Annotated in this window: 13 protein-coding genes; 8 read left to right on the top strand and 5 right to left on the bottom strand. The window is 57.2% G+C overall.

Annotated elements, in window-relative coordinates; genetic code table 11:
* Nucleotides 1–222 precede the first annotated feature (222 nt).
* Nucleotides 223–936, bottom strand: a complete 714-nt coding sequence (locus tag EYC95_RS29340; protein WP_008030372.1) for a UTRA domain-containing protein — start codon at nt 934–936, stop codon at nt 223–225.
* A gap of 349 nt (nt 937–1,285) precedes the next feature.
* On the opposite strand from EYC95_RS29340, the gene EYC95_RS29335 reads away from it, so the two are divergent.
* From EYC95_RS29335 to EYC95_RS29310, 6 genes are all read left to right on the top strand, one after another.
* Nucleotides 1,286–2,350: an ABC transporter substrate-binding protein gene (locus EYC95_RS29335; protein ID WP_131063439.1), complete on the top strand. Its 1,065-nt coding sequence runs from the start codon at nt 1,286–1,288 to the stop codon at nt 2,348–2,350.
* Between the two features lie 176 nt (nt 2,351–2,526).
* Nucleotides 2,527–3,333 carry an alkaline phosphatase family protein gene (locus EYC95_RS29330; RefSeq protein WP_131063438.1) on the top strand — a complete coding sequence of 269 codons (807 nt, stop codon included), beginning with the start codon at nt 2,527–2,529 and terminating at the stop codon, nt 3,331–3,333.
* Nucleotides 3,334–3,338: 5 nt separating this feature from the next.
* Complete coding sequence (locus EYC95_RS29325; protein WP_165557531.1) at nt 3,339–4,175, top strand: ABC transporter permease subunit; 837 nt, start codon at nt 3,339–3,341, stop codon at nt 4,173–4,175.
* Complete coding sequence (locus tag EYC95_RS29320; RefSeq protein WP_131063436.1) at nt 4,162–4,962, top strand: ABC transporter permease; 801 nt, start codon at nt 4,162–4,164, stop codon at nt 4,960–4,962. The genes EYC95_RS29325 and EYC95_RS29320 overlap by 14 nt, the downstream gene beginning before the upstream one ends.
* Nucleotides 4,959–5,948, top strand: a complete 990-nt coding sequence (locus EYC95_RS29315; RefSeq protein WP_131063435.1) for an ABC transporter ATP-binding protein — start codon at nt 4,959–4,961, stop codon at nt 5,946–5,948. The genes EYC95_RS29320 and EYC95_RS29315 overlap by 4 nt, the downstream gene beginning before the upstream one ends.
* 34 nt (nt 5,949–5,982) lie before the next feature.
* Nucleotides 5,983–6,636, top strand: a complete 654-nt coding sequence (locus EYC95_RS29310; RefSeq protein ID WP_131063434.1) for an HAD family phosphatase — start codon at nt 5,983–5,985, stop codon at nt 6,634–6,636.
* Nucleotides 6,637–6,766: 130 nt separating this feature from the next.
* Here EYC95_RS29310 and EYC95_RS29305 read toward each other — a convergent pair whose 3' ends face one another.
* Nucleotides 6,767–7,729 carry a zinc-binding dehydrogenase gene (locus EYC95_RS29305; RefSeq protein ID WP_131063433.1) on the bottom strand — a complete coding sequence of 321 codons (963 nt, stop codon included), beginning with the start codon at nt 7,727–7,729 and terminating at the stop codon, nt 6,767–6,769.
* Between the two features lie 139 nt (nt 7,730–7,868).
* Here EYC95_RS29305 and EYC95_RS29300 point away from each other — a divergent pair, with 139 nt between their 5' ends.
* Both EYC95_RS29300 and EYC95_RS29295 read left to right on the top strand, forming a co-directional pair.
* Nucleotides 7,869–9,950 carry a carboxy terminal-processing peptidase gene (locus EYC95_RS29300; RefSeq protein ID WP_165557530.1) on the top strand — a complete coding sequence of 694 codons (2,082 nt, stop codon included), beginning with the start codon at nt 7,869–7,871 and terminating at the stop codon, nt 9,948–9,950.
* 147 nt (nt 9,951–10,097) lie between these two features.
* Complete coding sequence (locus tag EYC95_RS29295) at nt 10,098–11,888, top strand: bifunctional diguanylate cyclase/phosphodiesterase (protein ID WP_131063431.1); 1,791 nt, start codon at nt 10,098–10,100, stop codon at nt 11,886–11,888.
* Between the two features lie 136 nt (nt 11,889–12,024).
* Here the strand turns inward: EYC95_RS29295 and EYC95_RS29290 are convergent, their stop codons facing one another.
* From EYC95_RS29290 to EYC95_RS29275, 3 genes are all read right to left on the bottom strand, one after another.
* Nucleotides 12,025–12,351 (bottom strand): hypothetical protein, encoded by a 327-nt coding sequence (locus tag EYC95_RS29290; protein WP_131063430.1) that lies wholly within the window; start codon nt 12,349–12,351, stop codon nt 12,025–12,027.
* A 1,068-nt stretch (nt 12,352–13,419) separates the two neighbouring features.
* Nucleotides 13,420–13,773, bottom strand: a complete 354-nt coding sequence (locus tag EYC95_RS29280; protein ID WP_131063428.1) for a hypothetical protein — start codon at nt 13,771–13,773, stop codon at nt 13,420–13,422.
* Nucleotides 13,774–13,775: 2 nt separating this feature from the next.
* Nucleotides 13,776–14,466: RHS repeat-associated core domain-containing protein (locus EYC95_RS29275; protein WP_131063427.1), on the bottom strand; the 691-nt coding region annotated here is incomplete at its 5' end.

Below are 14,466 nucleotides of genomic sequence, written 5' to 3'. Positions count from 1 at the left end.
AGATCGGATTGAGTTTGGTAACTTCTTGAAGGGCGTTTTGTAGGGACATGAAGCGGGCTCATAAAAACATAAGCCCGTTTCTATTACTGCTGGGCGGGCAAGTCAATTTCTTAACTGACTGGCATTAAGGCTTGCCCGCGAAGACGGACTATCAGCCAACATCTTTACTGAATGTAAGTCCCCCTTCGCGGGCAAGCCTCGCTCCTACAGGAGATCAATAACTCAAACCACATCAACGCCCACATGAATCGCATCATGCCGCCAAAACTCAAGATCACAATCGATCAGCCGCTCATGCTGGTCGTAATTGACCCGGGCAATCCGCAACCCCGGGCTCCCCACCGACACCCGTAACGCCGCTGCTGCGTCCACCGACAACGCCGTCGGCACGATCTCGAAACGCACCCGACCGTAGTGCAAGTCGTAATGCCGCGCATAGAGCTCGGTGATCGACTGATTCAGATCGAACTCCAGAATCCCCGGGAAATACTGCGGATTCAGGTAGTGCTCCACGTACAACACCAGCCGTTCATCAATGCGCCGCGCCCGGCAAATCTGGATCACGCTGGACAACGCCGGCAACTGCAACCATGCGCACACCGCTGCCGACGCCGGCTGCAACCGCGCCGAAATCACCTCGGTAGACGGCACCCGCCCCTGAGCACTGACCATCGCGTGAAAGTGACTGCGCTGCATCAGGTTGTAAGCCAGGCGCGGTGGCGAGACGAACCAGCCACGGCGCTCCTCGCGATAAATCTGCCCTTGAGCCTCCAGTTGCAACAATGCTTCACGCACGGTGATCCGCGTGGTACCGAACAACTCACTGAGCTTGCGCTCGGCCGGCAGTTTGCTCCCGGGCGCCAACAGGCCATGGTCGAGCTGTTCTTGCAGAACCTGCCCGATGGCTGTCACCGCTTTGGTGGTCTCGATGCGCATCAACGTTACCTATCTGGACTAGACCAGCACTGTTTCGGGGCAGAACCGTGATTCAAACTGGCTCCTTCAACTTCCTGCAAGCCTAGGCACTGCGTGTGACTGGCAGATGACAAAGCCGCCGAACGGTTGCGCCAGACGCCTGCAAATTCACGGCCAAGTCCTTTCGTATCAGCCCTTTAGCCATGGTCTACGCTTACTCGCAAGCCTGAGCGTTACCGTGTAAGAAATGTAGGCCGACCGATCGTCGACATCAAAATGTCATCAGCGGCGCCTAAATTGGCTCAGGTATTGCTGACCTAGACCAACACAACCGCAATCGCAGCGTTGAAAACGCCCAAAGGAGCTTCGGATGAAAAAGCTTTTCCTGGCATCACTGTTAGGCTCGACCATTGCCATGTGCACCGCCGCCATGGCCGCTGATGATTTGAAAACCCTGGAAGCCGCTGCGAAAGCGGAAGGCGCGGTCAATAGCGTCGGCATGCCCGATGACTGGGCCAACTGGAAAGGCACCTGGGAAGACCTGGCCAAGACGTACGGCCTGAAACACATCGACACCGACATGAGTTCGGCGCAGGAAATCGCCAAGTTCGCCGCCGAGAAAGACAACGCCAGCGCCGACATCGGCGACGTCGGCGCAGCCTTCGGCCCGATCGCGGTCAAGCAAGGCGTGGTGCAACCCTACAAGCCAAGCACCTGGGAGCAAATCCCGGACTGGGCGAAAGACAAGGACGGCAACTGGGCGCTGGCGTACACCGGCACCATCGCGTTCATCGTCAACAAAAAGCTGCTGCACGGTTCCGAAGCCCCGACCAAATGGGCTGATCTGAAAACCGGTAAATACAAAGTCTCGATCGGTGACGTGAGCACCGCCGCCCAGGCCGCCAACGGTGTACTGGCCGCGGCACTGGCCAACGGTGGCGACGAGAAAAACCTGCAGCCAGCGCTGTTGCTGTTCGCCGATATCGCCAAGCAGGGCCGCCTGTCCATGGCCAACCCGACCATCGCCACGATGGAAAAGGGTGAAATCGAAGTCGGCGTGGTCTGGGACTTCAACGGCCTGAGCTACAAGGCCAAGATGGCAAACCCGGATGACTACGTGGTGCTGATCCCCTCCGATGGCTCGGTGATCTCCGGCTACACCACCATCATCAATAAATACGCGAAGAACCCGAACGCCGCCAAGCTGACCCGCGAATACATCTTCAGCGACGCCGGTCAGATCAACCTGGCGAAAGGCAACGCCCGTCCGATCCGCGCCGAGCACATCACGCTGCCGGCTGACGTCCAGGCCAAGCTGCTGCCGAACGAGCAGTACAAAAAGGTCACGCCGATCAAAGACGCGGATGCGTGGGAAAAGACTTCCAAGGCCTTGCCACAGAAGTGGAACGAAGAAGTCCTCGTCGAAATGAAATAACCCTGTAGCCCGCCATTTGGCGGGCTGATGGAGATCCCTGTAGGAGCGAGCCTGCTCGCGAAAGCGGACTTACATTCAACACATTTGTTGACTGACATACCGCCTTCGCGAGCAGGCTCGCTCCTACAGTGGACCGAGTGAATTCCGGCTATCTGTTTTACGGAGTCATCGCCCCTATGAAGCACAACGTCATCCTTGTCGTGCTCGACGGCCTCAACTTTGAGGTCGCGCGCCACGCCATGGGGCACCTGCAGGCTTACGTTGGCGCAGGACGCGCGGCGCTCTACAAACTGGAGTGCGAACTGCCGGCCCTGTCCCGACCGCTTTACGAATGCATCCTCACCGGCGTTCCGCCCATCGAGAGCGGCATCGTCCACAACAACGTCTCGCGCCTGTCCAACCAGCGCAGCATTTATCACTACGCCACGGATGCCGGTCTGACGACTGCCGCCGCGGCTTATCACTGGGTCAGCGAGTTGTATAACCGCTCGCCGTTCGTGGCCGCACGGGATCGTCACACCGACAGCCCCAACCTGCCAATCCAGCACGGTCATTTCTACTGGAACGATCACTACCCGGACTCGCACCTGTTAGCCGACGCCGAAAACCTGCGCCTGCGCCACGCGCCAAACTTCTTGTTGATCCACCCCATGAACATCGACGACGCCGGGCACAAGCACGGCCTCGACACCCCGCAATACCGCAACAGCGCCCGCTCGGCAGACATTATCCTGGCCGACTATCTGCAAACCTGGCTCGACGCCGGTTATCAGGTGCTGGTGACCGCCGACCACGGCATGAACAACGACCGCTCCCACAACGGCCTGCTGCCGGAAGAACGCGAAGTGCCGCTGTTTGTCCTCGGTGATGCTTTCAGCCTCAACCCCGGCGCGGCGCCAAAACAGACTGAAATCTGCGGCACCGTTTGCGAACTGCTGGGCGTGACCCACGACAAACCTGTCTGCCTGGAGCTGCTCAAGTGAACGCCATGACCCGTGGTAAATGGCTGGCAGCGTTGTGCCTGGTGCCTTTCGCCCTGTTCTTTATCGTGTTCGAGATCGCCCCACTGGTGTGGGTGATGATCAACAGCCTGCAATCGGAAGAGTTCGGCTGGGGCGTGGCCAACTTCACCAAGATCTTCAATTCGAAGTTCTATTTGCAGGCGATCCAGTACAGCCTTGAGATCAGCTTCTGGTCCAGCGTATTCGGCATCATCATCGCGGTACTCGGCGCCTATTCCCTGCGCCGGGTCGACTCGAAACTGCGTAACTTCGTGAATGCCTTCGCCAACATGACCAGCAACTTCGCCGGTGTGCCCCTGGCCTTCGCGTTCATCATTCTGCTGGGGTTCAACGGCAGCTTCACCATCATGCTCAAGCAGGCCGGGATCATTCAGGACTTCAACCTGTACTCGAAAACCGGGCTGATCATTCTGTACACCTACTTCCAGATTCCATTGGGCGTGCTGCTGCTCTACCCGGCTTTCGACGCCTTGCGCGAAGACTGGCGTGAGTCTGCCCAATTGCTCGGCGCCAACGGCTGGCAGTTCTGGCGCCACATCGGTTTGCCGGTGCTGACACCTGCGCTGCTCGGCACCTTCGTGATCTTGCTGGCCAACGCCCTCGGCGCCTACGCCACGGTCTACGCGTTGACCACCGGCAACTTCAACGTGCTGCCGATTCGCATCGCGGCGATGGTTTCCGGCGACATATCCCTTGATCCGAACCTCGCCAGCGCCCTGGCCGTGGTGCTGGTGGCGTTGATGACCCTAGTGACCATCGTGCATCAGCTGCTGTTGAAGAGGAGCTACCATGTCTCGCGCTGAACTGGGCCCCGTCGGTGTCTATCACCGGGTGGTGGTGTACTTGCTGTTTGCCATTCTGTTATTGCCGCTGGCCGGGACATTGATCTACTCGATCTCCAGCAGTTGGTCGGCGACCATTCTGCCCAGCGGCTTTACCTTCAAGTGGTACATCCAGCTGTGGAGCGATCCGCGCTTTCTGCATGCCTTCGGGCAGTCGTTGCTGGTGTGCGTCGGCGCGTTGATTCTGTCGGTGGTGCTGATTCTGCCGCTGCTGTTCGTGGTGCATTACCACTTCCCCAAACTTGATGCGCTGATGAACATCCTGATCCTGCTGCCCTTCGCGGTGCCGCCGGTGGTGTCCTCGGTGGGGCTGTTGCAGCTCTATGGTTCCGGGCCGTTTGCGATGGTCGGGACGCCGTGGATTCTGATCGGCTGCTACTTCACCATCGCGCTGCCGTTCATGTACCGGGCGATCACCAACAACCTGCAAGCGATCAACCTGCGCGACCTGATGGACTCCGCTCAGTTGCTGGGCGCCAGCACCTGGCAGGCCGCATTCCTGGTGGTGCTGCCGAACCTGCGCAAGGGTTTGATGGTGGCGTTGCTGCTGTCGTTCTCGTTCCTGTTCGGTGAATTCGTGTTCGCCAACATCCTGGTCGGCACCCGCTACGAAACCCTGCAGGTCTACCTCAACAACATGCGTAACAGCAGCGGCCACTTCACCAGTGCGCTGGTGATTTCCTACTTCTTCTTTGTGCTGGTTCTGACCTGGGCGGCCAATATCTTGAACAAGGACAAAAGCGAATGAGCTATGTCAGCGTCCAACACCTGCAGAAAAACTACGCAGGCACCACGGTATTCAGCGACATCAACTGCGAAATCCAGAAAGGCGAGTTCGTCACCCTCCTCGGCCCGTCAGGTTGCGGCAAGTCCACGCTGTTGCGTTGCATCGCCGGCCTGACCTCGGTGGATGGCGGCAAGATTCTGCTCGATGGCGTCGACATCGTGCCGTTGAGCCCGCAGAAACGCGGGATCGGCATGGTCTTCCAGAGCTACGCGCTGTTCCCGAACATGACCGTGGAACAGAACATCGCCTTCGGTTTGCGCATGCAGAAGGTCAACGCCGACGACAGCCATAAGCGTGTCGCCGAAGTGTTGAAACTGGTGGAGCTGAAGGACTTCGCCGCGCGTTACCCGCATCAACTGTCGGGTGGCCAGTGCCAGCGCGTGGCCCTCGCCCGCTCATTGGTCACGCGGCCACGGCTGCTATTGCTGGATGAGCCGCTGTCGGCCCTCGATGCGCGAATTCGCAAGCACCTGCGCGAACAAATCCGTCAGATCCAACGCGAACTCGGCTTGACCACGATCTTCGTCACACACGATCAGGAGGAAGCGCTGACCATGTCTGACCGGATTTTCCTGATGAATCAGGGAAAAATCGTACAGAGCGGCGACGCCGAAACCCTTTACACCGCGCCCGTGGATGTTTTCGCCGCGGGCTTTATCGGCAACTACAACCTGTTGGACGCCGACAGCGCCTCGAAACTGCTGCAGCGGCCGGTCAACCACCGCATTGCGATTCGCCCGGAAGCCATCGAACTGAGCCTCAATGGCGAGCTCGACGCGCAAGTCCGCAGCCACAGCTTGCTGGGCAACGTGATTCGATATCGGGTCGAAGCCCGGGGCGTGGAATTGGTGGTGGATGTGCTGAACCGCTCGGCGGCCGATCTGCATCCCGATGGTCAGCGCCTGGCACTTTCCATCGATCCGACCGCCCTGTGTGAGGTAGCCTGATGCCTTTGTTGATGTCGAAGAGAGAACTGCACTGATGGCCCTGGCAATTTTTGATCTGGACGAAACCCTGATCCACGGCGACTGCGCCACCCTCTGGAGCGAGCAAATGGGCCGCCTGGGCTGGGTCGATCCCGAGTCGTTCATGCGTCAAAACAACGAACTTATGGACGCCTACAGCCACGGCAAACTAAGGATGGAGGACTACATGACCTTCAGCCTGGAGCCGATGATCGGGCGCACACCGCAAGAGGTCGACCATTTGGTAGGGCCTTGGGTGGAAGACTATATCGAGCCGATCATTTTCAGTGACGCGACCAAAGCCGTCGCGGCCCATCGCAAGGCCGGCGACCGGATTCTGGTGATCTCGGCGTCGGGCACGCACCTGGTCAGGCCGATTGCCGAGCGCCTGGGCATCGACGAGATACTTGGCATCGAGCTGGAAGTGGCGCACGGGGTTTATAGCGGCCACACCGTCGGCACCCTGACCTACCGCGAAGGCAAGATCGTTCGGTTGCTGGAATGGCTGGATGCGGAAGAGGAAAACCTTGAAGGTGCGAGTTTCTATTCCGACTCACGGAACGATTTGCCGCTGCTATTGAAGGTGGATTTCCCACATGCGGTGAACCCGGATCCGGTACTGCTTGAGCATGCCGAAAAGGCCGGCTGGCCGATCCATCTCTGGAAATAACCCAAATCCCTGTAGGAGCGAGGCTTGCCCGCGAAGAACGATGACGCCGATGTATCAGTTTAACCGCGTCATCGTTCTTCGCGGGCAAGTCGGATCGCCGCACCGCTCGCTCCTACAAGGATCGGTGTTTTCAGGTCAGGCTTGGGTCGATCACCAAGACCAACTTCCCCGCCACCTTATTACTCGCCAGCTCGGCAAACGCCGCTTCGGCGTCCTTGATCGGGAATGTCTTCGCCAACTGAGGGCTCAACCGCCCCTCCGCAAACAACGGCCACACATGCTGGCTCAAATCACTGAACAAACCCGCCTTGAACTGCTCATCGCGACTGCGCAGGGTCGAACCCAGCAGTTGCACGCGTTTGGCCAGGACTTGCGCCAGGTCCAGCTTCGCTTCACGGCCGCCCATCAAACCGATCAGCACCCACCGACCATCCAGAGCCAGCATCTTCAGGTTCAGCGCGGCGTAATTACCACCAACCGGGTCGAGAATCACATCGAACGGTCCCAGATCACGCAAGCTGTCCAGGTCACCCGTGCGCACAACACCACCCTGCGCACCCAGTGCTTCGCAATAAGCCAGACGCTCGGCAGAACCGACGCTGACCCAGCACGGGTTGCCAAAGGCCTTGCACAGCTGAATGGCAGCTGAACCGATTCCACTTGCTCCGGCGTGCAGAAGAACTTTCTCACCCGGTTTGAGCGCAGCCAGTTGAAACAAATTCAGCCAAACGGTCGCATACACTTCCGGCAACGCCGCGGCCTCGGCCAGGGACAAACCTTCGGGGACCGGGAGCACGTGCCGTCCGTCGACAACTACCTCCTCGGCCATCCCGCCCCCGGCCAGCAAGGCGCAGACCCGATCGCCAACCTGCCAGGACGAGCCTGGGCCGACCTCGCTGATCACCCCCGAACACTCAAGACCCAGTACCTGACTGGCTCCCGGCGGTGGCGGATAAAGCCCTGCTTTCTGTAACAAATCGGCGCGATTGAGGCCCGCTGCCGCCACTCGAATCCGAACTTGTCCTACATCGCATGTAGGACTGGGCTCTTCAACCCACTCCACTTGACCTTCCACGCCTTGCAATGCCTTCACAGTGCCTCCATAGTGAGTCTGGACTGAGCCCGTAGCTGTAGCGCCGGGCTTTCTTGCATTATGCGACCGGCCCCTGTGGAACCGGCGACTTCAAAGACGGCCTAATATGCGTGATCAATTGTCCCCGCGTCGAATCAGCATGAAGCATTTTTTACCCAGCACCGCCCTAGCCCTATTCATTGGTATCGGCCTGTTGCCGATGTCGAGCAATACATTCGCAGCCAATAGCTGGGACAAGCTTCAGCCTGATCGTGACGAAGTGATCGCCAGCTTGAACGTCGTCGAATTGCTCAAGCGCCATCACTACAGCAAGCCGCCGCTCGATGACGCGCGCTCGGTGATCATCTATGACAGCTACCTCAAGCTGCTGGATCCGTCGCGCAGCTACTTCATGGCCAGCGACATTGCCGAATTCGACAAGTGGAAAACCCAGTTCGACGACTTCCTCAAAAGCGGCGACCTGAACGCCGGGTTCACCATCTACAAGCGCTACCTGGACCGCGTCAAAGCGCGTCTGGACTTTGCCCTTGCCGAGCTGAACAAGGGCGTCGACAAAATCGACTTCACCACCAAGGAAACCTTGCTGATCGATCGCAAGGACGCCCCTTGGCTCAAGTCCACCGCCGAACTCGACGACCTGTGGCGCAAACGCGTCAAGGACGAGGTCTTGCGGCAGAAGATCGCGGGCAAGGATTCCAAGCAGATTCAGGAAACCCTGACCAAGCGTTACAAGAACCAATTGGCGCGCCTGGACCAGACCCGTGCGGAAGACATCTTCCAGGCGTACATCAACACCTTCGCCATGTCCTACGACCCGCACACCAACTATCTGTCGCCGGATAACGCGGAGAACTTCGACATCAACATGAGCCTGTCCCTCGAGGGCATCGGCGCCGTGTTGCAGAGCGATAACGACCAGGTGAAAGTCGTGCGTCTGGTACCTGCCGGCCCGGCCGACAAGACCAAACTGGTTGCACCGGCCGACAAGATCATCGGCGTTGCCCAAGGCAACAAAGAGATGGTCGACGTGGTCGGCTGGCGTCTGGACGAAGTGGTCAAGCTGATCCGTGGGCCGAAAGGCACCGTGGTGCGCCTGGAAGTGATTCCGGCCAGCAATGCGCCGAACGACCAGACCTCCAAGATCGTGCCGATCACCCGGGAAGCAGTGAAACTCGAAGACCAGGCTGTGAAGAAGTCGGTCCTCAACTTGAAACAGGATGGCAAGGACTACAAACTGGGCGTCATCGAGATCCCGGCCTTCTACCTCGACTTCAAGGCTTTCCGTGCTGGCGATCCGGACTACAAGAGCACCACTCGCGACGTCAAGAAACTGCTGACCGAGTTGCAGAAAGAGAAAGTCGACGGCGTGGTCATCGACTTGCGCAACAACGGCGGCGGCTCCTTGCAGGAAGCCACCGAGCTGACCAGCCTGTTCATCGACAAAGGTCCGACCGTGCTGGTGCGTAACGCCGATGGCCGGGTCGATGTGCTGGAAGATGAAAACCCGGGCGCGTTCTATAAAGGCCCGATGGCGTTGCTGGTCAACCGCTTGTCCGCCTCGGCTTCGGAGATTTTTGCCGGCGCCATGCAGGACTACCACCGCGCGCTGATCATCGGCGGCCAGACCTTCGGCAAAGGCACCGTGCAGACCATTCAGCCGCTGAACCATGGCGAACTGAAACTGACCCTGGCCAAGTTCTACCGGGTTTCCGGCCAGAGCACCCAGCATCAGGGCGTACTGCCGGACATCGATTACCCGTCGATCATCGACACCAAGGAAATCGGCGAAAGCGCCCTGCCGGAAGCCATGCCGTGGGACACCATCCGCGCGGCCATCAAGCCGGCGGTCGACCCGTTCAAACCGTACATCGCGCAGCTCAAGTCCGAGCATGATTTGCGCTCGACCAAAGACGCAGAGTTCGTGTTCATCCGCGACAAGCTGGCCCTGGCCCAGAAACTGATGGCGGAAAAAACCGTCAGCCTCAATGAAGCTGATCGTCGTGCGCAACACGCCGATATTGAATCCAAGCAACTGCTCATGGAAAACCTCCGTCGCAAGGCCAAGGGCGAAGAGCCGCTCAAAGAGCTGAAGAAAGAAGACGAAGACGCGATCGCGGCCGAGCCGGACAAGACCAAGCCAGAAGACGATGCCTATTTGAGCGAGACCGGGCGGATTCTGCTGGACTACTTGAAACTCAACACCGCGGTAGCCAAGCACTAAGTGGTTACAAGCAAGATGATGGCAATTTAATGCTGACGCTCTCCGGAGCGTCATCATACAGTCATCATTCTGTCGTGAAATACAGGACTGGGAGCCCTCTTGACCAAGAGTGTGCTCCCAGTCCTTTTTTTATCGCCAGAGATTGCCATGACCACGACAGAACAGCTGAGTGCCTTGAGTTCCATACTGGCTCAAAGCGGCTTGCACAGCCTGTTCCAGCCGATCATTTCCCTCTCCGAGCGACGTATTGTCGGCTACGAAGCGCTGACCCGCGGCCCCTCGAACAGTCCGCTGCACTCCCCCATCGCGCTGTTCGCGGTCGCCCGTCAGGCCGGTCGCTTGAGCGAGTTGGAAATCGCCTGTCGTGAAAGTGCTTGCCGGCGTTTCAACGAACAGCAGCTACCCGGCAAACTGTTCCTTAACGTCTCTCCGGAATCCCTGCTGGAAGCCGCCCATCAACCGGGGCGGACCCTGCAATTGCTGCAGGACTTCGGCATACCGCCGAGCCAGGTGGTGATCGAGCTCACCGAACAGACACCGACCGACGATTTCCAGTTACTGCAAAACGCCCTGCATCACTACCGGGCGATGGGGTTTTCCATTGCGCTGGATGATCTGGGCGCGGGTTATTCGAGTTTGCGGTTGTGGTCCGAGCTGCGTCCGGACTATGTGAAGATCGACCGGCATTTCATCGACGGCATTCATCAGGACGCGCTCAAGCGTGAGTTCGTCGGCTCGATCCTGCAAATCGCCAAGGCGTCGCGGGCGCAAGTGATCGCCGAAGGCATCGAGCTGCCGGAAGAGCTCGCGGTGCTGACGGAGATGGGCGTCGATCTGGTGCAAGGCTATTTGCTGTGCCGGCCTCAGGAGCATCCACCTCTCGAGGCACGATCCTTGATGCCCAAACACGACAGCACCGCCGTGGCGCTGAATGACGAAGGCAGCGACCTCAGCGCCTTGCTCAACGATCAACCGGCGGTGCACCGAGACACACCGACAGCCACGGTGCTGGAAGCCTTCCGCCGTCAAGCCAACCTGAACTCACTGGCGGTGCTCGACGAGCGAGGCCATCCTTGCGGCATCGTCCATCGGCATTCGCTCTCGGACGCACTGCTCAAGCCCTTCGCGACCGACCTGTTTGCCCGCAAGCCCATCAGCCGTTTGATGAACGACGATTTTCTTGCCGTGGAAATGAGCCAGTCACTGCAACAGGTCAGTCGCTTGATCACCAGTCGGGCGCGGCAGCGCATCGAGGAAGATTTCATCATCACCCTCAACGGCGGTTATCTGGGGTTGGGCCGGGTGATCGATGTGCTCAAGCTGATTACCGAACTGAAAATCCAGCAGGCCCGCTACGCCAACCCGCTGACCCTGTTACCGGGCAACGTGCCCATCCAGCAATGCCTGACGCGGCTGCTGCAACAGGAGCGGGAATCGGTGATCTGCTACGTCGACATCGACAGTTTCAAACCCTTCAACGACATCTACGGCTACGGCCGTGGGGATGAAGTCCTGCTGTGCCTGGCGCAATGTCTGAACGATCGCGTCGACCCGTCCCGCGACTTCGTCGGCCATATCGGCGGTGATGACTTTCTGCTGGTGCTCGGCCCGGAAGACTGGCGCAAACGTTTGAACCAGCTGCTGGACGACTTCCAGAGCCAGTGCCGACGCTTCTACCGCAGCGAACACCTGGAAGCCGGCTGCTTTATCGCGCCGAATCGCCAGGGTGTGCGCCAGGAGTTCCCGTTGCTGTCACTGTCGATCGGCGTGGTGCATTTGCATCCACAGGCCTGTGGACAACTCGATGCGAGCCAGTTGGCGGAGATGGCATCGCAGTCCAAACATCACGCGAAGAATGTGCCGGGGTATAGCGTGCATGTGATTGATAGTTTGGTGATGCCGGGGCGAGAGGATGAGTTGCTGTTGGGGCATCGCTGATTGAACGGACGCCTTCGCGGGCAAGCCTCGCTCCTACAGGGGGTGTGTCGTTCGCAATTATTGTGAACGACACACCCCCTGTAGGAGCGAGGCTTGCCCGCGAAGAGGCCAGACCAGACAACCAAAATCTCTGGAATCAATCCGCCGCTGACCGCGCCCCCAATCGCCGCCCAACCACATCCAGCACATCACAGCCATCGCGCAACGGAATAGCACAGAGCAACGCGAAGTCGCTGAGAATCATGGAATCGCACTCAATCGAACCGCGCATGGAGAGGTTCTCCAGCACTTGGGTTACGGCTCGGATTCGATAGCGGGCAGCGTCGGTCAAAACATCGAGCGGCGCGTGGGTGTCGACGAACAAGGTTGGCATGTCGCTGCAGTTGCTGGTCAGCGCCATGAAGCGGTTGTCGGGGTGGGGGACTGGTTTTTCGTAGGGTGGATCGGGGTGAAGACTTTTCATAATTGAAACCTCTGGTAGTAATGGGCGCTACCATCGGCCTTCCTACAGGCTTGGGTGGCAGCTATGCACGGGGTAGGAATATCGAGACCAGAGAACTCGACCACACCGAAGCGTGCCCGCGCACAGCCGCCGCAACTGATCTTACGGACGCACGTTGATGGCCGCAATTCAGGTGTCGATGACGAAGCGTCCTCTCTAGTCTTGAAGGGTTCCTACACCCCATCACTGAATTTTCAGTGACGACCAGAGACTATCGATGGAACACGTTGCCCACCAGTTCATGAAAGCCGCCGCGGCTTGAAGGAAACTTCCGACGACCTTGCCCAGAAATTTCGCTCAGAAAAGCAAACGTGGCGAAAGGCTCCACTGAAGCTTGGCGTGATTTCGCCACCTGTTGAATCCACAACCTATAGCTGCCGCTCAGCAACGACAGAATTTGGCCCAGAGTGTGCAAAAACGCCTGCCACTCTCTTGCCGCCGACTTCAGACGGAGCAGAATACCAAGCTATCAAGATCGATCTCGGCGTAGCGCCCCAAATCGCCCTTGTAGAGACAGATCTTGGACACTCCTAGCTCGGATTGTAAGAACTCAACAAGCTTTCTAAGGTTATCGTTTTTAGACATCGTAGTCGGATGTACTACTGTTGCCTGTCCGGGTTCATCATCGTAAGTTCTGATCAGAAACACATCCTTTTCGTTCTGTATGCCATAGTTATAACCACGGTACTCATATCCAACATCGTGGTCGACATCATCAAAGCGAGTAGATTTCACCATCTTCAAAGTAGCAGCCCGTTAAATATCACTCATAAAAGGATGGATACACTTATTTTATTAGTACAATTTCAGGTTAGTTTTTCACCGCATAACCACTGACTACTATGTCCACGCGCATAAAGTGGACGGATTTATTTGTTACTCAAGAACCCATTTATACTCTGGCAAATCTCAAAAAGCGGACAAAATAAATCCAAAAATAAATCCGACCCCTTTGCTCCATCAAGTGCCATCCAGATGCAAAGAAGACCAACTTGCTTGATCATCATTATACAAAAACTGACGGCAACTTTATTTTACTAATTCAGCCTGATACTTCAACAAACACTCCAACAGCACCTGCATAAACTTACGTCGATCCTCGACGTCATCATCAAAATAGGTAGTTATTTTATCGAAAATAGAATCAAAGCTTTCGCCAACACCCAAGTAGTAAATTAGCGTATCGATATACCACTCGCGATCGCTATCGCTATAAGAAGTAAATTCCGGACGCATAAGTATGTCGAAAAGCTCAGTGAGCTCGACAACATTATTGATATCTTTAGAAACAATGACCTGCTCCTTTTCACTGTCATCAACATTATCAATGTCAAACAGAAAAAGCAGACCACGCAAGATAGAAAGTTCAGGAGGACGCTTCATATTCAAAAATCCGCAAAAGTCGTTATTGGAGCACCAGTCGTATCTAATATGGCGATTGCTTTTTTTTGCCTTCCATACACTAAACCACCACGTTTATAACCCTCACCAATTTCCTTACCCATATTCATCGGTAATTTCGAGGCAGCATGACTACTTTGCCTGAATATTAGCTGAGCACGTTGAATGACGTTCAATTGATCCCTATAGCTAAAAAAACGTGTCGCTGCAGTAGGTATTTTTGGTTGACCGGCCCTCCTTCCTGTTGTGTACCTTTCAATTTCTCCTGTTGCTGGGTTCCTGCCCGTCATAGTTCGATCACGTTGAGACTCCAAACTAGTCTGTTTACCGTGTTTTTCTAGAAAATGAGCACCTGGAGTGGCCCTTTCCATCTCATCTAAACGTCGATATGCATTCGCTTCCGCCAGCTCATCGATACGCGCTCTTCGCTGATCCCCCGTCAGCATCGGCAGCGCCGGCTCACCCTCATCAACCTTAACGCCAGTTGTATCATCCGGCGCCTGACACCCTGGCTTATTAGGTGGCGGACAATTCCCGCTCAACCCCAGCGGATCAACCCACCCCGTCGGATTCGGCGTGTACTGGTACTGATTCAGCCCACCCGCCAACTTCACCGGGTCCGGCGTCAGATACCGACCAATCTCCGGATCATAGTACCGATGCCGGTTGTAATGC

Source organism: Pseudomonas sp. BGI-2, assembly GCF_004310295.1.
In the GTDB taxonomy this organism is placed as follows: domain Bacteria; phylum Pseudomonadota; class Gammaproteobacteria; order Pseudomonadales; family Pseudomonadaceae; genus Aquipseudomonas.
The sequence above is the reverse complement of the archived record's forward strand: the minus strand, read 5'-3'. Positions and strand labels throughout refer to the sequence as shown.

What these genes read in the sequence shown, in the direction of transcription:
- EYC95_RS29340 (WP_008030372.1), bottom strand. Translation starts at nt 936, where the DNA reads ATGCGCATCGAGACCACCAAAGCGGTGACAGCCATCGGGCAGGTTCTG.
- EYC95_RS29335 (WP_131063439.1), top strand. Translation starts at nt 1,286, where the DNA reads ATGAAAAAGCTTTTCCTGGCATCACTGTTAGGCTCGACCATTGCCATG.
- EYC95_RS29330 (WP_131063438.1), top strand. Translation starts at nt 2,527, where the DNA reads ATGAAGCACAACGTCATCCTTGTCGTGCTCGACGGCCTCAACTTTGAG.
- EYC95_RS29325 (WP_165557531.1), top strand. Translation starts at nt 3,339, where the DNA reads ATGACCCGTGGTAAATGGCTGGCAGCGTTGTGCCTGGTGCCTTTCGCC.
- EYC95_RS29320 (WP_131063436.1), top strand. Translation starts at nt 4,162, where the DNA reads ATGTCTCGCGCTGAACTGGGCCCCGTCGGTGTCTATCACCGGGTGGTG.
- EYC95_RS29315 (WP_131063435.1), top strand. Translation starts at nt 4,959, where the DNA reads ATGAGCTATGTCAGCGTCCAACACCTGCAGAAAAACTACGCAGGCACC.
- EYC95_RS29310 (WP_131063434.1), top strand. Translation starts at nt 5,983, where the DNA reads ATGGCCCTGGCAATTTTTGATCTGGACGAAACCCTGATCCACGGCGAC.
- EYC95_RS29300 (WP_165557530.1), top strand. Translation starts at nt 7,869, where the DNA reads ATGAAGCATTTTTTACCCAGCACCGCCCTAGCCCTATTCATTGGTATC.
- EYC95_RS29295 (WP_131063431.1), top strand. Translation starts at nt 10,098, where the DNA reads ATGACCACGACAGAACAGCTGAGTGCCTTGAGTTCCATACTGGCTCAA.
- EYC95_RS29290 (WP_131063430.1), bottom strand. Translation starts at nt 12,351, where the DNA reads ATGAAAAGTCTTCACCCCGATCCACCCTACGAAAAACCAGTCCCCCAC.
- EYC95_RS29280 (WP_131063428.1), bottom strand. Translation starts at nt 13,773, where the DNA reads ATGAAGCGTCCTCCTGAACTTTCTATCTTGCGTGGTCTGCTTTTTCTG.